The following is an 18,763-nucleotide window of genomic DNA, read 5'->3' as shown; positions in this document are numbered from 1 at the left end:
ACGTTTAGAAAAGACGTGAATCAATCTAATAGCGGGGCCGTTAGAGCTTCATAGCGAATATGTAACACCATGCGCGCGTTGTTTGTTAGGTAAACAGCGCATTTTTGCTGACCTTCTGCTCTTCTAAAAATTGTCTTTAATCGCCCTTTAATATGAAGCTTCCGCTACCTCGACGCGTTAGTTGGTTATTGGTGGGGTTGGTACTAATCATACTAGCCTCTTTGGGAGTAACGCCCACTGCTGAAGCCTCCCACATCCGGGCCGGCGATATACAGGCTAAGTCAGATACCACGCTGCCTGTCAGCGCCCGCAACCCGCGGCGCATTTTCTTCAAGATGGTACTCTTCACCGACAATGAAACCTCTAAGGTCGATGAAGACAAAGTCGCGATATTCTTTGGGGATGGTACCTGTACTGGGGTTCGTGAAATACCTCGCACCACACTGCGTCAGGTAATTCCGGGCACCCAAATTAATGTTTATTACTTTGAGCATACTTATAATGCTCCTGGTAGCTACTTGGTCAGTTACATTGGGGAATTACGCAATGGTGGAGTACGAAATATGTCGGACTCCAATACCCAAACCTTTTATATCTCTACCCGGGTCACGATTGCCCCTGAGCTTAATATAAACAGGTCGCCGGTACTGAACGCGCCGGCTTACGATAAGGCCGCCACCAATCAGGTATGGCTGCACAACCCCGCCGCTTTCGATGCCGACGGTGACTCCTTGGTATTTGAGCTGCGTCCCAGCCAGCAAGTGGCCAATGGGGTAGAGGGATCAATAAACATCGATAATTGCCGGCCCCAGCCAGTTGTTACTACTAATTACAGATTCCCTAACCTAACAGACCCACGCGGGGTGCAGGTGCCCTACCTGAATTCACCGGGAGGAGGCCCGTCAATCTTTACCCAGGACCGGCAAACGGGGCAAATTGTGTGGAATGCCCCGAACGTAGTAGGTATCTATAATTTTGCTTTCGCGGTCTTGGAGTACCGCCGAAGTGGCACCGGGCCCGCCCGCCTGATAGGGGAGGTAATCCGCGACATGCAGATTCTGGTAGAGCCCACCAACAACTTGCGGCCTACCATTACCATTCCGCCCGACCTTTGCGTGATAGCCGGTACGCCCATCACCCAAACGGTTACGGCCACTGACCCGAATAATGACAAGGTAACCTTATCAGCTTTCGGGGGCATTTTCCCGCCCGCCACCTTCGTGCAGAGTTCAACCGGACCACCGCAGGCCAGCGGTACTTTCCGCTGGACGCCCCAGTGTACGGATGTTGCTTCCGATCCGTATACCGTCGTTTTCAAGGCCGACGACCAGCCGCCATCCGGCACCGTGTTGATTGATGAAAAGGCGTGGCGTATCACGGTAGTAGGGCCACCCCCGCAAAACCTCGGTGTCCGCGGGGAAGGCAGCAGCGCTATTCTGACCTGGGACCGGTATACCTGTAGCAATGCCAGCCGCATTCTGATCTATCGGAAAGAGGGCCCGTCTAACTTTACTCCTGGCCCTTGCGAAACAGGTATTCCGGCTAGCTCGGGCTTCGTGCAGGTAGGGTCTGTGCCGGTCGGCACGGATATTTTCCGTGATGACCGGGGCGGTTTAGGACTTGAGCGGGGCAAAAACTATTGCTACCGCATCTATGCAGAGTTTCCGCGGCCGAAAGGCGGCGCCAGCATTGCCTCCGCGGAAGTGTGCCTGAATCTGCAAGGTCGGAGCGCAGTGTTGACCAATGTAACCGTGGATCGTACGGATGCCACCAACGGCGCTATTACAGTGCGCTGGACCAAGCCTTTCAGCCAAAGCGGCTTCATTCCGCCGGTAGGCTATCGTCTGCTGCGTTCGGTAGGTACAGCAGCGCCTACTTTGGTTTTCACCACGAATAATCTGGACGAGCTATCGTTTGTGGATACTGGTATAAACACGCTGGCAAACACTTTCACATACCGTCTGGAGTTTTTCAGCAATGCAGTAGCCGGACCCGGCTCCGCCGTACTCACGGAAACCTCTACTGCATCGAGCGTACGGCTGGAGGGCACAGCTGACGTTTCAAACCCAAGCCTTAACCGTATCACGCTGAACTGGACGTATGCCGTGCCGTGGAATAATGCGCTCCGGCCCACAACTATTTATCGGCGCGATTCAGCCCCGGGCAGCCAGTTTGTGCAGGTAGGAACCGCGACGGGTACCGCCACGGGGGGCACATTTGTCGATCAGGGCACTACGGCTCAGCCCTTGCGCAAAGGACAGGTGTACTGTTATTATGTGGAGACAAACGGCACGTACAGCAATCCGGATATACCCGATCCATTGTTGAACAAGAGCCAGGAGAAGTGCATCGCGCTGAATGCCGTGCCGTGTCCGCCGGTGCTTACGCTGGTGCAAACCAACTGCGACAGCCTGGCCGCGCTGCCTAACTTCCCGGCACCCAACCAGGTGTATAGCAACAAGCTGCGCTGGACGCTGGGCAACACGCCCGCCGATTGCAGCCGCGAGATTGCCTACTACCGGATTCTGTATCGGGAAACGCCTGAGGGATCTTTAGTTGTCATCGACTCCGTGACGCAGCAAAGCTATGTGGACCGGCTGGACCGGGATAAACCAAACCGGCCTGGTAAGGCCACGTTTGCGGGCTGCTACGCCATTCAGGCTGTAGATGCGGTAGGCAACCGGAGCGCGCTGAGCAACATTGAGTGTAAAGACAACTGTCTGTTCTTTGTGCTGCCCAACATCTTCACTCCCAACGCCGACCAGCGCAACGACACGTTCCGGCCCAAAGTGGCCAGCCCGATACGGCGCACGCGTTTCCAGGCCTTTAACCGCTGGGGCGTGAAAGTGTACGAAAGCGACCAAAAGCCGCTCATTGAGTGGGAGGGCACCAGCAACGCGACCGAAGGCAAAGGTGGCGTGAAGGTGACCGAAGGCGTGTATTATTACATTGCCGAGGTTGAATTTGCTGATTTCAACAGCACGAAGCGTACCTATAAAGGATGGGTGGAAATCACGCGCTGATTTCTGCTTCAGTAAGATTATCATGAACAGGGCGAACCCACGGGTTCGCCCTGTTTTTTATGGTAGGCTATAAGAATAGATGCTGGGGGGCTTTTTTGGGCTTACCGCTCAATTTGTGCAGCTTGCGCGACCGTTGAGTTGGTTTCCAGACCGCTCATTAAACCCAACCTATCCTAAATCGCGCTTCAATCCACGCTTTATGAAAGCAGTAATTTTTCCCGGTCAGGGCAGTCAGTTTAGCGGTATGGGCCGCGACCTTTATGAGCAGCAGTCAGCCGTGCGCCAACTGTTCGATCAGGCCAACGACATTCTCGGCTTCCGCCTCACGGATATTATGTTCACCGGCTCCGACGAAGATCTGCGCCAAACCAACGTGACGCAGCCGGCCATTTTTCTGCACTCCGTAGCGCTGGCCGCCAGCCTACCCGAGCTGGTTCCCAGTATGGTGGCCGGTCATTCGTTGGGCGAGTTTTCGGCGCTGGTGGCGGCGAAGGTGCTCAAGTTTGAAGATGCGCTGCAACTGGTGGCCCAGCGGGCGCAGGCCATGCAAGCCGCCTGCGAGGAGCAGCCCGGCACGATGGCCGCGATTTTGGGCTTGGAGGATGAGGTAGTAGTGCGCATCTGTCAGGAAATCAGCCAAGGCGGCGATATCGTGGTGGCGGCCAACTTCAACTGCCCCGGTCAGCTGGTTGTTTCGGGTACGCAGCAGGGCATTGCCATTGCCTGCGAGCAGCTGAAAGCGGCCGGTGCCAAGCGTGCGCTGCCTCTGAGTGTGGGGGGGGCTTTTCACTCTCCGCTTATGCAATCGGCGGAAGCTGCGCTAGCCCGTGCCATCGAAGCGACGCCCTTTGCGGCTGGTATTTGCCCCGTGTATCAAAACGTAGATGCCGCCCCGCACACTGACCCCAATGAAATCCGCGAAAACCTCGTGCGTCAGCTCACGGCCCCCGTTCGCTGGACCCAGCTTATTCAGCAGATGGCGCAAGACGGCGCTACAGAGTTCGTAGAGTGCGGCCCGGGCAAAGTGTTGCAGGGATTAGTGAAGAAAATTGCCCCCCAAGCGGCGGCTAGCTCGGCGGTTTAACCGATTTAAACTCATGATACAAAAGCGAGGGCAGAAATGTGAATACACGTTTCTGCCCTCGCTTTTTAAAGATAGAAAGCCGCCGAGCTAAGCATCAGTCCACTGCTTCACTTCCAGCTTATCGGGGCAAGCTACCAGCAGCTCAGCAATCGTTTGGCCCGACACTGGATGCACTGCATCAGTCGCGATTTCAGCTAAGGGCACCAAAGCAAAGCGCCGCTGGGGCAGGGCCGGATGCGGTACTACAAGCCGGGGCGAATCCAGCACCAGCGCGTCATATAGCAGAACGTCAACATCCAACGTGCGCGCATCCCAGCGCACGCGCCGCTCGCGGCCGGCCAGTTGCTCCACATGCAGGCAGACATCCAGCAGTGCTTCGGGGGGCAAATTTGTGCGAAGCCGCACCGCTTGGTTCAGGAAGGCGGGCTGCTGCTCTAAGCCCCAGGCAGCGGTTTCGTAAAGTGACGATGTGCTAGAAACCACGCCGGCCAGCTCGCTTAGCTGCTGCACAGCGGTGCGTAGCGTGGCAACTCGGTCGCCGAGGTTGCTGCCGAGCAGCAGGTAGGCCGTGTGGGTGGTCAAGCTGGCGGCCAAGCTATTTGATGCCTTGGAAGAAGGCGATGGTGCGATCAGCTACTTCCTGCGCCAGCCTCGGGAGCTGGTCCTCGTCCCAGGGGTGCTTGCCCCCAAACATATGGCCGGCACCGGGCAGAATAACCAGCTCAGCATCAGGCTTCCAGCTTTTCAGGTCGTGGGCCATGGTTACAGGTAGGGTTTCGTCTTCGTCGCCGTGCAGAATAAGCAGGGGCTGACGCAGCTTTTCGCGCACATTCGTTGGTATATCGAGGCGCTCTTTATTCGCCTGAAAGTCTTCGACGAGTTGGTAATAGAGCGGCATGCGCTGGCCGGTGCGCGTATTATCAATGTACTGCACGCCCTCGGCCTGCCACCGCTTCATTACTTCCTCCGACCAGCGCTGGTCTATGTCGCTGATAGGCGCCCAGGCGGCCACGGCCCGCACGCGCGCGTCTTCAGTCGCCTTCAGCATGGCCAGCCCGCCGCCCCGGCTATGGCCCACCAGAAACAGGCGGCTCAAATCCATCTCGGCGGCCGGAATAGGCGCTTCGCCGGGCCAGTAGAGGCTGTCGAGCACGGCGCCTAGGTCGTCCAGCTCCAGGCTGAAATTGTTGTTGCCGAAAGCTTCCATGTCTTCTAGGTCGCCGGTGCCGCCGGGCACAATGCCGTTGTGCGAGAGGTTGAGCTTCACAAACACAAAGCCCCGACGGGCAAAGTAATCGGCCAGCACATTGAAGTGGCCCCAATCTTTAAAGCCCTTGAAACCATGCACAAACACAACTACAGGTTTGGGCTGGCCATCGGGCAGAAAGCGGGCGTCGGCGGCAAAGGGCCGGGAGTGGCGTGAGCAGGTCAGTAAGAACTCAACGGCGGTAGGAGAGAGGCTGGGGGGCATTTTTGTACCGATTAAGTAGAGAAGCAAAAGTAAGCTACGAAATTTGCCCCCCACAGAGCTGAAATGAACAAAGCGCAGGATCGGGGCCGGGGCCGCCGGTTAGGAATCTGAGCGGCCGCCGCGTATCATTGCAGCGCCCAATGCCCCGCATGAAAGGAACGCTCGACGTGATACAGGCCCCGATAGCGGCCGAAATGGAGGAATTTGAACGCAAATTCCGGGCTTCGATGCAGACCAAGGTGCTGCTGCTCGACAAGATAATGGGCTACATCATCAAGCGCAAAGGCAAGCAGCTGCGCCCGATGTTCGTGTTTTTCACGGCCAAAATCAGCGGCGGCGATCCGCTGCCCGAAGCTACGTTTCGCGGCGCGGCGCTCATTGAGCTGCTGCACACGGCTACGCTTGTGCACGACGATGTGGTGGACGAAAGCAACTATCGCCGCGGCTTCTTTTCGATTAATGCGCTCTGGAAAAACAAGATTGCAGTGCTCGTGGGCGATTATCTGCTTTCGCGCGGCTTGCAGCTAGCGCTTGAGCACGACGATTTCGACTTGTTGAAAATCGTGAACAATGCCGTGCGGGAGCTGAGCGAAGGCGAGCTGCTACAGATTGAGAAAGCCCGCCGCCTCGACATTACGGAGGACGTGTACTTCGACATCATTCGCCAGAAAACGGCCTCGCTTATTGCTTCCTGCTGCGCCGTGGGAGCCGCCTCGGCCGGGGCGGATAAAGAAACGATTGAGCGGGCCCGGCTTTTCGGCGAAAAAGTAGGCATGGCTTTCCAGATCAAGGACGACCTTTTCGACTTCGGTACCGACGAAATCGGCAAGCCCGTGGGCATCGATATCAAGGAGAAAAAGATGACGCTGCCGCTCATCTACTCCTTGCAGCAAGCCGATTGGCTGACCAAGCGCCGCGTCATTTTCAATGTTAAAAACAATGATGGCCGCAAAGACCGGGTGCAGGCCGTGATTGAGTTTGTGAAGAAAACCGGCGGCCTCGAATACGCGGTGCAGGTGATGGAGCGCTACCGCGACGAGGCGCTCACCATTTTGCGCACCTTCCCCGATTCGCCCTCGCGCGTGTCGCTGGAGCAACTCATCAACTACACAATAGAGCGGGAAAAATAAGCTTTCGTCGCCTGGTTTATAGCAGCGTTTGCATAAACGGATCGTGGAAATCGGCGGCAAAATGAAGCACGTTATCCAGCTCGTCGAACTCAGCTTTCTGGTGTGTCGTGGTCAGAATCACGGTTTTCATGCCGGCATTCTGAGCGGCTTCGGCGCCCTTCGGCACGTCTTCAAACACGATGCAGTCGGCGGGCGCAACGTGCAGCTGCTGGGCGGCTTCCAGAAATGTTTCGGGGTGGGGCTTGCTCAGCGTTACATCATCGGCACTGACAATGGCCTGGAAATAATGCCGAATATTCAGATTGTCGAGCACAAAGTTGATGTTGAACATAATAGCCGCCGAGCCGATGGCCATCGGAATACCTCGCTGATGGGCGGCTTCCAGAAACTCCGGCAAGCCAGGCAACAGCTGTAAGTGCGGCTGATACTCTTGCTGATAGCGCTTCTCTTTTTCCAAGGATAAGTTTTCCATCTCGGCCGCCGAAAACTTGTCGGGGCCAAACACGCGCACCAGCAGCTCCTGATTTTTGCCGTACATCTGCTGTTTCACCTCAGCCCACGAATAATTGCCCCCCAGGTCGTTGTTGAGGATGGATTGCCACGCACGGGTGTGAAATTCCATGTCATGGATCATGGTGCCATTGAGGTCGAAAATAAATGCTTTCATCAGCGAAGAATGGGCCGGTAAGCACCAAGCCTGACAACCGCCTTCTAAAGGCAGCCGTCAGGCTTGGTGGTATAGAAAAGTAAGGTCAGATCAACAACGAGTGTCTACGCTTCGGGCTCCGCTACCTGGTAGCTCACGCTCTCGGGCTTCACCTCCGACACATCGAACTGTACGCCTTCAAATGTGCTGCGGACGGTGATAGCATGTGTCATGTCGCAGCCGGGGCACTTGATTTCCTCGGTTTCAAACTGGCCGTCATCCTCCATGGAATTGGCCAGCAAATCGGGGGCGGGCACGCCGATCAGATCGGTGAAAACTTCGGTATTGCAGTGGTTACACTCAAATTTGAGGCCTACGGTGCGGCCCTGTAATTCGTCGAGGGGGGCAGGAGTGCCGGGTTTTTGCTGAATCCACATAGGGAGGAAGTGTTTGGTTTTGGAGATAAATGGGAGCGGTAACGGTAGGGCCACGCGGTGGGCACCGTTGATGAGGTGTACGCACGTTCGGGCGTTTTGTGTTGCCATTCACCAAAAAGCCCCCCAGAACGATAATTCCAACACCTATAAGGCTGGGCGTTTTAGATCATTTTTCTACACGTAAAAAGCCGAGGCAGATGTAATTTGAGGCCCGCTTAGCTTGCTCGTATGCCACCTCCTCACTTTGCGTCGTTGCCCGTAGTGCCCCGCTGGAAGTCCTTGCGTAACTCCATTACGCTGGCGGCTAACCCTATTCCGGTGCTCAATAATTACCTCGATACCTATGGCGACACGATTGTGGTGTATCTGGGGGGCATTCGGCGCACCGTGCTTACCCGCGACCCTGGCCTGGTGCAGCATGTTTTGCAGAAAAACCACCGCAACTACCCCAAGTCCGACTTATCGCACGGCATTGCGCGCTACCTCGGCCACGGCCTGCTCACCAGCGAAGGCAGCTACTGGCTACAGCAGCGTCGCCTGATTCAGCCCGGCTTTCATCGGCAGCGCATAAGCAGTTTGGTTACGCTTATGCAAGCCGAAATCAATGACTGCCTGGAGCCGTTGGAGCGCGAAGCAGCCAAGCAAGGAGGCGCGGTGGAAGTAGCAGTGCACGAGCTAATGACGACCACGGCGTTTCGGATCATCGCGCGTTCGGTATTTAGCAACAGCCTAGCCGAGGCGCAGTTGCAGCGCATGGCCGAACTGCTCACGGCTATTCAGGCCTTTTATGTGCGCACAGTGCGCCAGCCGTATTTGCGGCCCTGGCAGCACGCCAGGGGGCAATTTCGGCGCCACGACCACCTGGCAGCCGAGCTGCGCGACATCGTGCGCCAATACATCCGGCAGCGCCAGCAGTCCAGCGGCCCCGCGCCCGACGACCTGCTGCAAATGCTGCTCGATGCCCGCTACGAGGACAACGGCGAACCCATGACCGAGGAGCAAGTGCTGGATGAAGCCGCCATCATTCTGGTAGCCGGCCACGAAACATCCGCAAATGCGTTGTCGTGGCTGTGGTATCTGCTGGCTCAGCATCCGGAGGTGGTGGCCAAGCTGCGGGCCGAAATGGACCAGGTGCTTGGTGACCGGCCCGCCACTTTCGCCGATTTGCCGGGTCTAGGCTATTCTCTGCAAGTCATTCAGGAAACTATGCGCCTTTACCCACCCGCCTGGATTCTGGATCGCGTAGCCGCCGCCGATGACAGCTACAATGGACTTGCCCTGCCCAAAGGCACGCTTATTTCGGGGTATTTGTATGGCATTCATCACTCTGCGAAGCTCTGGGATGAGCCCGAAGCTTTTCGCCCGGAGCGCTTTGGTCCTGATCAGCTGCGCCAACAGGCACCGTATGCCTACATTCCGTTTGGCGGCGGCCCGCGTCTGTGCATTGGCAATCAGTTTGCTCTCACCGAAATGCAGCTGGTTCTACTGGAAATGCTGCGCCGCTTCGAGGTAGAGCGGATTGAGCAGCCACCCGTTGACCTGATGCCGCTGATTACGCTCCGGCCACGCCAGGAAATCCGGGTGCGCTTTCGGCGGCGCAAGGCGTAGCAGCTTTCCCAAGGTATTTTGAATTCTATATTTACCTGCTCGCCACTATAATAATCTCAGCCCTGTGTCTATGCTAACCTTACGCGATGCGCCCGCGCCGCTGGTGCCCTCGCTCGAAACGCCCGACTTGCTGCTGCGTGGCCCGCAACCCGACGATCTGCCAGCGGCCGCAGCCCTACACCAGCAACCCGGCTTCTACCGCTTTCTGGGCGGCAAGCCGCACACGGAGGAAGACGTATGGCGGCGCATGCTAAGCCAGCTAGGACACTGGGCGATGTTTGGGTACGGAAGCTGGACCATTGAGGAAAAAGCAACGGGCCAGTACGTCGGCTCGGTGGGTTTCTTCGATTTTCAGCGCGACCTGACGCCTTCGCTCAAAGGCACCCTGGAGGGCGGCTGGGTCCTCGATCCGCGTCTGCACGGCCGGGGCTACGCCTCACAAGCCGTGCAAGCCGCTTTGGATTGGATCGAGCCCCGCTTCCCTACCGCCCGCCTGACCTGCATCATCGACCCCGAAAATGTGGCTTCCCTGAGCCTGGCCCGCAAATTCGGTTTTCAGGAGTTTGCCCGCACTACCTATCACGACGCGCCAATTGTGCTGCTGGAGCGGCAGCGGTAGTCAGCTCAGGTAACAGCAGACTACTAGCTGGTTTGCTCAGTTTGATAAGTTCTTTAAAACAGCAAGAAGCCCGTTTCCAGACTAGGAAACGGGCTTCTTGCTGTTCAGGCGCAGCCAATTCTACTCTTTCACCAGCTGATTGATGGTCTTGTTGAAATCGGCTACAAACTCATCGTAATACTTGCCGGTGCCGGGGCCGGAAAAGCCAGTGTGAATCTTCCGCACGTCGCCTTTTTTATCCAGAATGATGGTAGTGGGGAAGGCCAGCACTTTGTTGATTTGGGGCAGCGCTTTGCCGGCCGCGTCTTTGTCGGCGATGCCGGCCACGGCCAGGTCGTAGCCAACGTTGAGGCGCTCCTTCATTTTAATGAGGCGTTGGGCAGCTTTTTTCTGGTCGGGGCTGCGCTCGAAGCCAAGGCCGATTACTTCCACGCCGCGGCTTTTATTTTTCTCGTACCAGGGAGCCAGAAAATTGGTCTCGTCCATGCAGTTGGGGCACCAGGAGCCGAGCAGCTGCACCACCACTACTTTGCCTTTGTACTTGGGGTCGGAAGGGGAGATGGAACCGCCTTCGTAGATGTTGGGGAATTTGAAGTCGAGCTTTTTCTCGCCAGGCTTCAGGAACGTGAGCGAGTTGGCATCGGGGAGTTTGGCGTTGGCGTCGAGCTTGGCCGTCCAGGTTTCATGGCCGCTTTTGCCGCTGTAGAAATCGCCGTTGATGATAGTGTTCGTGTCGCTGTTGCGCGTGGCTGTAAACAAGTAGCCGTGGTTGCCATCGAATGTGGAAAGCTGGAGCTTATTGCCATCAACTTGCCCATCTAAGTAACGATAATCGCCGGTAGTTGTCAGGAAAGTGCCTTTTATGTCGCTGCCATTTTGCTTGAACACGCCCACGGCAGGATACGTCTGTCCCTCATTATCTTTAAACGTCACGCTCCAGGTACCATCGAACGACTGTGGCTTGCCCGAGGCGGCGGGGAATAATTTTTGCCCCCCAAGCGTGGCCGTGAACGGCACCCTATACGGCTCCGGCGCGTCGTACTTCACCCACGTGCCTTTCAGCTTATCGGCTCCATCGGGACGCACAACCAAGGCCGCATCGAATACGCCCAGGGTAATGGTAGTTGAGTCGCCGGCCGTGGTGATTTCGTCGAGCTTCAGGCGCTCCTCCCCGTTGCGCAGATACACCACAGATTTGCCCCCCACGGCTTCCACGTCAAACAAAAACGGAATTTCCTGACCCTGCGTGGAGAGTACCGCGCGCCACGTGCCGGGCTTGAGGGCGGAAGCAGCGCCGGATTCGTTTTGCACAGCAGCGGTTTTTTCAGACGAGGAATTGGATTGGCAAGCCCCCAGGCTCAACAGCAAGGCAGTAGCTAAAGCTGGGGGGCAAAATTTAGAACGCAGCGACATAAAGAGGAGGAAATACGAAGGAAACACAGACTGAAACTGTGGGGGGCAATTTTAGGTTTTAGCAAGATAGGTTCGCAAAGATAAAATGTATGCACCGCAACGTCGGCCGCCTATATTTGCGTACTGCTTCTAAGAAGCCTACCACTTTACCCTTTTTCCCTCCCGACTATGGCGTTTGACTTAGAAATGATTCAGGCCGTGTACGCTGGCATGGGCGAGCGCATCGAAGCCGCCCGCACTGCCGTTGGCCGTCCGCTTACTCTGACCGAGAAAATCCTGTACGCTCACCTATATGGTGGCAAAGTGCAGCAAGCCTACGAGCGCGGCGTTTCCTACGTCGATTTCGCCCCCGACCGCGTGGCCATGCAAGATGCTACCGCCCAGATGGCCCTGCTGCAATTCATGCAGGCCGGCAAAGACAAAACCGCCGTTCCCAGCACCGTACACTGCGACCACCTCATTCAGGCCCGCGTAGGCGCCGATGCCGACTTGGCTCAGGCCAACGAGGAAAACCGTGAGGTATATGATTTCCTTGCTTCTGTTTCCAATAAATACGGTATCGGCTTCTGGAAGCCCGGCGCTGGTATTATTCACCAGGTAGTACTCGAAAACTACGCCTTCCCCGGCGGTATGATGATCGGGACGGACTCGCACACGCCGAACGCGGGCGGGCTGGGCATGATTGCCATTGGCGTGGGCGGTGCAGATGCCGTGGATGTAATGGCCGGCATGGCTTGGGAGCTGAAGTTCCCGAAAGTGATTGGCGTGAAGCTGACCGGCCGGCTTAATGGCTGGACTTCTGCCAAAGACGTGATTCTACGCGTAGCCGGCATCCTGACCGTGAAAGGCGGTACCGGTGCTATTGTTGAATACTTCGGTGATGGCGCAAACAGTCTCTCGGCTACCGGCAAAGGCACTATCTGCAACATGGGCGCTGAAATCGGTGCTACTACCTCGGTGTTTAGCTACGATGAGAAGATGGCGGATTATCTGCGCGGCACCAGCCGGGCCGAAATCGCGGACCTCGCCAACGGCGTGGCCCAGCACTTGCGCGCCGACGACGAGGTGTATGCCAACCCCGCAAACTTCTACGATCAGCTGATCGAAATCGACCTGAACACGCTGGAGCCTTATGTAAACGGTCCGTTCACCCCGGACGCCGCGTGGCCAATCTCGCAGTTTGCTGCGGCCGTTCGTGAGAATGGCTGGCCCGCAAAGCTGGAAGTAGGCTTGATCGGTTCGTGCACCAACTCTTCCTACGAAGACATTACCCGTGCCGCTTCCATTGCCGGCCAGGCCGTGCAGAAAGGCCTGACGGTAAACGCAGAATTCACCGTAACGCCTGGCTCTGAGTTGGTGCGCTATACCGTGGAGCGCGACGGCTTGCTCGATACGTTTGCCCAGATGGGCGGCGTGGTGCTGGCTAACGCCTGCGGTCCGTGCATCGGGCAGTGGGCCCGTCACTCCGACGATCCCAAGCGCAAGAACTCCATCATCACGAGCTTCAACCGCAACTTTGCCAAGCGCAACGACGGCAACCCGAACACGCACGCTTTCGTGGCCTCGCCCGAAATCGTGACGGCCTTCGCCATTGCCGGCGACCTGACCTTCAACCCGCTCACCGACACGCTGCCAACCAAAGATGGTCAGCAGGTGAGACTGGATGAGCCAACGGGCGTAGAAATGCCCCCCCAGGGCTACGATGTGGAAGATGCCGGTTACCAGGCGCCCGCCGAGAATGGCCTGGGCGTGCAGGTAATCGTTGATCCGGAGTCGGACCGCCTGGAGCTGCTGGAGCCCTTCAAGCCGTGGGAAGGAGTTGACCTGAAAGGGTTGCGCCTGCTCATCAAGGCGCAGGGCAAGTGCACCACCGACCATATTTCCATGGCTGGCCCGTGGCTGAAGTATCGTGGTCACTTGGACAACATCTCCAACAACATGCTCATCGGGGCTACCAACGCTTTCAACGGCGAGGCCAATTCTGTGAGGGATCAGGTAACCCAAGGCAATCCATACAACACTGTGCCGCAGGTAGCTCGCACCTACAAGTCGATGGGTATTGGCTCGGTGGTCGTGGGTGATGAGAACTACGGCGAAGGCTCTTCGCGTGAGCACGCTGCCATGGAACCCCGCCATCTGGGCGTACGGGCGGTTATTGTGAAGTCGTTTGCTCGTATTCACGAAACCAACCTGAAGAAGCAGGGCATGCTGGCGCTCACTTTTGCCAATAAGGCCGATTACGACCTGATCGAGGAAAACGACGTGATTGATATCATTGGTCTGACGAGCTTCGCGCCCGGCAGCCAGATTCAGGCCCGTCTGCACCACGCCGACGGCGATACGGATCTGATCAACCTGAACCATACCTACAATCAAGGTCAGATTGAGTGGTTCAAGGCTGGTTCGGCGCTGAACCTGATTCGCTTAAAGGAATCGGGTGCGGCTGAGTTGTCGCAGAAGTAAGATTCGACTTTGCTTAAAAAAAGCGGCTTTTCTATTCAGAGAAGCCGCTTTTTTATGTTCATTAGCCAAACGCTTCATACAAGCCTTTAGTCTTCACAAAGTGAATCTACACAGTAACCACTGGCTCCAGCCGAGCCTCGCGTGGCTTCTGCACCAGATAGTAGTAGAGCAAAGTCAAAAGGCCCAGCAGAAACGGAATCAGCGCCATGTGCTTGCCGGTAACACTGCCCCACACCTGAACGGCTTCGAAGTTGAAAAACTCGCTGATCATCCAGTAGGAGTTGGCACTAATCCAGAACACGATGGCCAGGTTGTGGGCCAGCTCAGCCTTGATGGTGCGGGTGCGCCAGGTGATAATCAGGGCAATACTCAGCGTTGGAATAATCATGCTGAGCGCAAGCGGCTTCCAGATAATGCACCAGCCAATATCTTTTAGCAGCCAGAAGAGAATGTGCATGTTTTCCATGCGGCGGTAGGGAGCCGGAATGCTGTAAATCTGTTCGTTGGGCTGTTCCATAAGGGAAAATTATTTCCAAATATATTCTTGGAATGGCTGCCGAAAATATCAGCCATGATTTGGCCGCGAAAAGGCGATGTACTGCCAACTTAAATTATAAGCGAAGCCAGCCTCCGAATAGGGAAGGCAGAAATGCCCCCCAGCATAGAAACTCACCCAAGCCCGACCATTAATTAGCCAGCCGGTAAAAACAAAAACGGCTGCTCCCGATACAGGGAAGCAGCCGAAAGGCTAAGATGAGTTGACGAAAAAGTGAATTGGTTAATTCAACCACACCTGCGCCACCATTTCGAAGCGGTGGGGGGCAAATGCACCATAAGGACGCTCGGCGTAAAAGCCTAAAACGTGGACCTGCGGCTGCCTGGTACGGGCGTTGGGAAGCACACGTACCGGGTACACCTGCTGGGCCGTGGGCCAGTCGCCGATGTAGTCGGCGGGGCGGCGGCTGTCATCTACGCACCGTGCGTATTGCTGAACAGGAAGCGGGGTAGGAAGCTTTACTTTCGACATATACAAAGATACTGATTTTCTTGATAAGCTAAAAATATTAGTCAAATTTGACACCTAATCTCAGTACATATATAGAGTGTAAATATATCTCAGGGTTTAATTTAGGCTTGTCTAAATATATAAGCCTTACGCTAATCAAATTGTTTAATCAAGGTTTTAAATAAGATAGACGGAACTATTTACTAATTTATTTAGTAAATAGCAGCCCGGGCAGGTACAAGCCGCCCCCTAGCTGATGAGTGCTGTTCTGATCTATGATTTTCCGCTGGAGAGCCTGAATCTCGAGTTGCCATTTTATGCCTGTCCGGTGCCGGCTGGCTTTCCTGCACCGGCCGATGACCATCAGGAAGCAGCCCTCGATTTGTCCCGGCATTTGTTTACCAACCCCGCTTCCACTTTCCTGGCCCGCGTTACGGGCGACTCGATGGTGGGGGCAGGCATCTTTGCCGGCGACCTGATTGCTGTCGACCGTGCCATCTCGCCCACCGATGGGCATATCGTGGTGGCCGTGGTCGACGGTGAGCATACGCTGAAGCGCCTGCGCCTGCGCGACGACCGTATCTGGCTTGAAGCGGAAAACGAAGACTATCCAGCATTGGAGGTACTGGCCGGGGCGCGCCTGGATGTGTGGGGCGTAGTGACGCACGTTATTCATGCATTGGTGACCAAAAAGTCGGCTTTGGTGCGGTCGCTGCCACCGCGCCTGTAGGAGTATTTGCGGCGCGCTTAAATGCGGTGAGGTGGCTGCCAAACCAATGGGCAATGCACAACTCCTGGGTTACATTATAGCGCATAAAAACGCCCGGTTCTGCCGGGCGTTTTACTGATGACACCAACAGGTAGCCAGCGTTCTGTTGAGGCTAGCTGTATGGCCTGGGTGGCAAGGCTTAGCGCCGCACTACAACCCGTCGCTGCAAATTGCCCCCCAGGCCACTGATCTGAACCACGTAAAAGCCATTGGGCAGATCCGCCATATTCAGGTCTGTAGCGGATTGGGTGGGAGATAGAGTCTGGTGCATAAGCTCCTGGCCGAGTGCATTATGTACGGTCAGCGTATTAGCCCCAAAGCCAGCGGGCACTTCCAGGCGTACCTTGCCGCTGGTCGGGTTTGGGTAGAGCTGCCACGCCGTAGTGGCGGCTGCCGTGCGGGTAGGCAGCACCACCGCCCGATACCGGCTCTGGGCCGCCGCCGCCGCCGCTTGTATATCCAGCAAAGAATTGCCCCCCAGCAACGCAAACGTCACCTTGATAGAATCGCCGGGAGCCAGTGTACCCAAGCTGGCGCCCGCTACCTGCGATACGTCGCTGCCAGCTATGGCACCGGCTGTGCGCCTGGTGGTGCCGCTGCTCAGGGCGGCATATTTCTCGGCTGTGCTGAAGCCGTTACCCATGGTTACAGGCTCATCCGTTACAACCTCGTTGTCGATGGCGTAATACGTTGGCGTGCCACCACCCAGATGCTTCACGCCAGTATATTGGGAGGTGGGGCCAGTGGCGCGCACGTACCCGAAGCTACCAGCGGCATCCCACTCGGCCAGATTGCGGCTGATGGCCGGCGGCAGGTCCCAGTCGAGGTAAAGGCCCGCGTGCAGCGATTGTAGCGTGTCCGGCGTTATGTTAGTGAGCTTGTATTCGAGCACAACGTAATCGCGGTGCGGCGCATCGGTCCAGGCCGCAGCCCGTTGCCGGATGCGCACCCCCACGGACGATGCGCCCAGCTCGCCGGTGGGGGGCAAATTTACGAAGTTGGCCTCCGCTTCCTGGGTAGCCCGCACTGGCTGAGCGCGCAAGGCCACTTGGCTAAGCGCTTGAAAGTCTTCGTCAATACGCCACCGCCCGCCACTACTTTGGTCATTATGAATCCGGTCGGCAACGCGGGTAGGGGAGGTGCCTACCAGCAATCCGCCTTCCGCCAACAGCGAAGGGCCCTCCTGATAGGTTACGCCGGCTCCCACCGTAGAGTAGGCATCATCGAAGGCCAGATTGCCGCGACTGTTCAACGAGACATGCAGGTTGCCGGCATCGAGTACTACGTAATCAGGATTGAGCACTACCTCCAGCAATTGCTCATCGGTGTAGCCATCGGTGCTGGTGAAATTGTACCGAAGCGTAGCGCGGGTGTTTGGGGGCACCGAGGCCGCTACCGTCAGCAAAAAAGGCGAAGCGGTATTGGTAGCGCGGCCCAGCGTGACGAGCGAGCCCACCGCAAACGTTCCGCTTTGCACGCTCAGGTAGGGCGAAAGCGACGTGAGCGTGACCGTAAGCCCTGATATTGCCCGAAGCTGGTTTTGTAGCTCTGTGGTCAGGCGCACAGCCTCGCCGGGGCGGAAATACGTGCGCTGAGGGGCAAATCGGCTGGCCACAACGCGCACCTGGCGCCGGTCGGTGAGGGCTACGGCGCGGTGCACATTCAGGCGGCCCGTGCCCAGCTTCCCACGAAAAGGCGCATTGGCCGCCAAACCATAGATGTCATCCGTGGTCTGGCGCAGCTGCGCAGCTACCTGCACCGCCGAGTATTGCGGAAAGCGCGCCCGCACCAAGGCCGCCGCGCCCGCCACAATAGGGGCCGCAAACGAGGAGCCGCGCACGGCCGCGTAAGCGCTGTCGGTCACGTAGCGGGTGGTCAGAATGTCGCGGCCTGGCGCCGATAGGGTAACGTGGTAGCTGTAGGTCGCGTCCTGCGTGTCTTGGGCGGTAAGAGCGGCCACCGAGACTACATTCTCGTAGCTGGCCGGGTAATAGTCCAGCTCACGGCCGTCGTTGCCGGCCGCAGCCACAATCACAGCATCGCGGTTGATGGCGGCGTAATTAATCACGTCCTGCTCGTACTGCGACCGGCCCCCCACCGAGCCCCAGGATACGTTGATGACCCGGCAGCCGTGGTCGGCAGCATATACGATTGCTTCAAAGCCGCCGCCAAAAGGCCCCCCAGGTCTATTTGAGAACACTTTGATCGGCATCAGCTTGCTTTTAAAGCCTACCCCCGCAATGCCCCGCTTATTGTCGGCTCGCCCCGTGGCCGGACCGGCCACCAGCAAGCCATGGTCGCGGGTACCGCTGATCGATGGGTTGTTGTCCTGATCGGCAAAGTCCCAGCCACGAAAGTTGTCGATGTAGCCATCACCGTCGTTATCGATTCCATCAATGGGGTCGGCGTAATTGTACTTTATCTGGCCTTGCATGTCCTCGTGCGAGAAGACGATGCCCGTATCCAGCACCCCAATCACGACGCTGGTATCGCCCTGCGTCACATCCCAGGCACGGTAAGCCCGAATGTTTTTAAGGTAAAATTGGCCATCGCTACGCGTTGAATCAGCAAAAGGGTCATTGGGCTGACGCAGGAGGCCACGGTCGTAAAGAGGCTCGGCGTATTCCAGGGTGCCCGTCTGAAGCAAAGTAAAGCGGGCTTTTTGGAGTGGGGCAGAAGGCGCAAACCAGACCTGATACACCCCGCGCAGCTCCACGGAGCCGGGTTGGTAAGCAGTGGGCGGAACTGCCCGCGGAAACTTTTGCTCAACCCGTGTAGCCCCTAGCGCACGCAAAGCCGCCGCCAGCTGGGGGGCAATTCCGGGTGGCTGAGCACCAGAAACGGCGGCCGATTTAAGCTTGAAAACCAGGGTGCCCGGCTGGGTAGCAGGCTCCGGCGTCTGGGCTCCCCCTAGTTGCGCGGTAGCCGTCCGCGTTAGCCCCAGGCTGGTACTTAGTAAAAAGATAAAAGCAAGTAATCGTGGCTTCATACGCGAGATGCAATAGGGGCTGTTCGGGGCGGATTCTGTAAATTTAGGCTCTGTAAAGTGAAAACACTTTTCATGCCGCCGTTTCACTTTTCAAGGAAAACACGA

The 18,763-nt window shown here is 56.9% G+C and carries 15 protein-coding genes; 7 read left to right on the top strand and 8 right to left on the bottom strand.

Annotated features, from left to right (window positions below):
- The first annotated feature begins 221 nt into the window (after positions 1 to 221).
- Positions 222 to 3,023: a T9SS type B sorting domain-containing protein gene (locus IEW06_RS11705; RefSeq protein WP_188548320.1), complete on the top strand. Its 2,802-nt coding sequence runs from the start codon at positions 222 to 224 to the stop codon at positions 3,021 to 3,023.
- Positions 3,024 to 3,222: 199 nt separating this feature from the next.
- On the top strand, positions 3,223 to 4,107 hold the full coding sequence (gene fabD, locus IEW06_RS11700) for an ACP S-malonyltransferase (RefSeq protein ID WP_187732682.1): 885 nt from the start codon (positions 3,223 to 3,225) through the stop codon (positions 4,105 to 4,107).
- Between the two features lie 87 nt (positions 4,108 to 4,194).
- Here the strand turns inward: fabD and folK are convergent, their stop codons facing one another.
- Both folK and IEW06_RS11690 read right to left on the bottom strand, forming a co-directional pair.
- Positions 4,195 to 4,701 (bottom strand): 2-amino-4-hydroxy-6-hydroxymethyldihydropteridine diphosphokinase, encoded by a 507-nt coding sequence (gene folK / locus IEW06_RS11695; RefSeq protein ID WP_223284660.1) that lies wholly within the window; start codon positions 4,699 to 4,701, stop codon positions 4,195 to 4,197.
- A 1-nt stretch (position 4,702) separates the two neighbouring features.
- Positions 4,703 to 5,578, bottom strand: coding sequence for an alpha/beta hydrolase family protein (locus tag IEW06_RS11690; RefSeq protein ID WP_187732681.1), 876 nt, complete (start codon positions 5,576 to 5,578; stop codon positions 4,703 to 4,705).
- A gap of 149 nt (positions 5,579 to 5,727) precedes the next feature.
- Between IEW06_RS11690 and IEW06_RS11685 the strand changes: the two genes are divergently transcribed.
- Positions 5,728 to 6,708 (top strand): polyprenyl synthetase family protein, encoded by a 981-nt coding sequence (locus tag IEW06_RS11685; RefSeq protein ID WP_187310992.1) that lies wholly within the window; start codon positions 5,728 to 5,730, stop codon positions 6,706 to 6,708.
- Positions 6,709 to 6,724: 16 nt separating this feature from the next.
- On the opposite strand, the gene IEW06_RS11680 is transcribed toward IEW06_RS11685, so the two are convergent.
- Both IEW06_RS11680 and IEW06_RS11675 read right to left on the bottom strand, forming a co-directional pair.
- Positions 6,725 to 7,375: an HAD family hydrolase gene (locus IEW06_RS11680; RefSeq protein ID WP_187732680.1), complete on the bottom strand. Its 651-nt coding sequence runs from the start codon at positions 7,373 to 7,375 to the stop codon at positions 6,725 to 6,727.
- Positions 7,376 to 7,479: 104 nt separating this feature from the next.
- Positions 7,480 to 7,899, bottom strand: coding sequence for a hypothetical protein (locus IEW06_RS11675; protein ID WP_188548319.1), 420 nt, complete (start codon positions 7,897 to 7,899; stop codon positions 7,480 to 7,482).
- A 120-nt stretch (positions 7,900 to 8,019) separates the two neighbouring features.
- On the opposite strand from IEW06_RS11675, the gene IEW06_RS11670 reads away from it, so the two are divergent.
- The gene (locus IEW06_RS11670) at positions 8,020 to 9,399 is read left to right on the top strand and encodes a cytochrome P450 (protein ID WP_188548318.1); all 1,380 of its coding nucleotides are present in this window, start codon (positions 8,020 to 8,022) and stop codon (positions 9,397 to 9,399) included.
- A 70-nt stretch (positions 9,400 to 9,469) separates the two neighbouring features.
- Positions 9,470 to 10,018: a GNAT family N-acetyltransferase gene (locus IEW06_RS11665; RefSeq protein ID WP_187732677.1), complete on the top strand. Its 549-nt coding sequence runs from the start codon at positions 9,470 to 9,472 to the stop codon at positions 10,016 to 10,018.
- 120 nt (positions 10,019 to 10,138) lie between these two features.
- Here the strand turns inward: IEW06_RS11665 and IEW06_RS11660 are convergent, their stop codons facing one another.
- On the bottom strand, positions 10,139 to 11,329 hold the full coding sequence (locus IEW06_RS11660) for a peroxiredoxin family protein (protein ID WP_223284657.1): 1,191 nt from the start codon (positions 11,327 to 11,329) through the stop codon (positions 10,139 to 10,141).
- 270 nt (positions 11,330 to 11,599) lie between these two features.
- Here IEW06_RS11660 and IEW06_RS11655 point away from each other — a divergent pair, with 270 nt between their 5' ends.
- Positions 11,600 to 13,894 carry an aconitate hydratase gene (locus IEW06_RS11655; RefSeq protein ID WP_188548317.1) on the top strand — a complete coding sequence of 765 codons (2,295 nt, stop codon included), beginning with the start codon at positions 11,600 to 11,602 and terminating at the stop codon, positions 13,892 to 13,894.
- A gap of 106 nt (positions 13,895 to 14,000) precedes the next feature.
- Here IEW06_RS11655 and IEW06_RS11650 read toward each other — a convergent pair whose 3' ends face one another.
- Positions 14,001 to 14,411 (bottom strand): hypothetical protein, encoded by a 411-nt coding sequence (locus IEW06_RS11650; protein WP_223284656.1) that lies wholly within the window; start codon positions 14,409 to 14,411, stop codon positions 14,001 to 14,003.
- Between the two features lie 261 nt (positions 14,412 to 14,672).
- The gene (locus IEW06_RS11645; RefSeq protein WP_187732675.1) at positions 14,673 to 14,921 is read right to left on the bottom strand and encodes a hypothetical protein; all 249 of its coding nucleotides are present in this window, start codon (positions 14,919 to 14,921) and stop codon (positions 14,673 to 14,675) included.
- 235 nt (positions 14,922 to 15,156) lie between these two features.
- Between IEW06_RS11645 and IEW06_RS11640 the strand changes: the two genes are divergently transcribed.
- On the top strand, positions 15,157 to 15,630 hold the full coding sequence (locus IEW06_RS11640; RefSeq protein WP_187732674.1) for a LexA family protein: 474 nt from the start codon (positions 15,157 to 15,159) through the stop codon (positions 15,628 to 15,630).
- Between the two features lie 178 nt (positions 15,631 to 15,808).
- Here IEW06_RS11640 and IEW06_RS11635 read toward each other — a convergent pair whose 3' ends face one another.
- The gene (locus tag IEW06_RS11635) at positions 15,809 to 18,658 is read right to left on the bottom strand and encodes a S8 family peptidase (protein ID WP_188548316.1); all 2,850 of its coding nucleotides are present in this window, start codon (positions 18,656 to 18,658) and stop codon (positions 15,809 to 15,811) included.
- Positions 18,659 to 18,763 lie beyond the last annotated feature (105 nt).

The sequence above is a fragment of the Hymenobacter qilianensis genome (assembly GCF_014638675.1).
Lineage (GTDB): Bacteria > Bacteroidota > Bacteroidia > Cytophagales > Hymenobacteraceae > Hymenobacter > Hymenobacter qilianensis.
This window is presented reverse-complemented; position numbering and strand designations above follow the sequence as displayed.

Coding starts and splice junctions, on each gene's coding strand:
- fabD (WP_187732682.1), top strand. CDS start 3,223: ATGAAAGCAGTAATTTTTCCCGGTCAGGGCAGTCAGTTTAGCGGTATG.
- IEW06_RS11690 (WP_187732681.1), bottom strand. CDS start 5,578: ATGCCCCCCAGCCTCTCTCCTACCGCCGTTGAGTTCTTACTGACCTGC.
- IEW06_RS11685 (WP_187310992.1), top strand. CDS start 5,728: ATGAAAGGAACGCTCGACGTGATACAGGCCCCGATAGCGGCCGAAATG.
- IEW06_RS11680 (WP_187732680.1), bottom strand. CDS start 7,375: ATGAAAGCATTTATTTTCGACCTCAATGGCACCATGATCCATGACATG.
- IEW06_RS11675 (WP_188548319.1), bottom strand. CDS start 7,899: ATGGCAACACAAAACGCCCGAACGTGCGTACACCTCATCAACGGTGCC.
- IEW06_RS11670 (WP_188548318.1), top strand. CDS start 8,020: ATGCCACCTCCTCACTTTGCGTCGTTGCCCGTAGTGCCCCGCTGGAAG.
- IEW06_RS11665 (WP_187732677.1), top strand. CDS start 9,470: ATGCTAACCTTACGCGATGCGCCCGCGCCGCTGGTGCCCTCGCTCGAA.
- IEW06_RS11655 (WP_188548317.1), top strand. CDS start 11,600: ATGGCGTTTGACTTAGAAATGATTCAGGCCGTGTACGCTGGCATGGGC.
- IEW06_RS11650 (WP_223284656.1), bottom strand. CDS start 14,411: ATGGAACAGCCCAACGAACAGATTTACAGCATTCCGGCTCCCTACCGC.
- IEW06_RS11645 (WP_187732675.1), bottom strand. CDS start 14,921: ATGTCGAAAGTAAAGCTTCCTACCCCGCTTCCTGTTCAGCAATACGCA.
- IEW06_RS11640 (WP_187732674.1), top strand. CDS start 15,157: ATGAGTGCTGTTCTGATCTATGATTTTCCGCTGGAGAGCCTGAATCTC.
- IEW06_RS11635 (WP_188548316.1), bottom strand. CDS start 18,658: ATGAAGCCACGATTACTTGCTTTTATCTTTTTACTAAGTACCAGCCTG.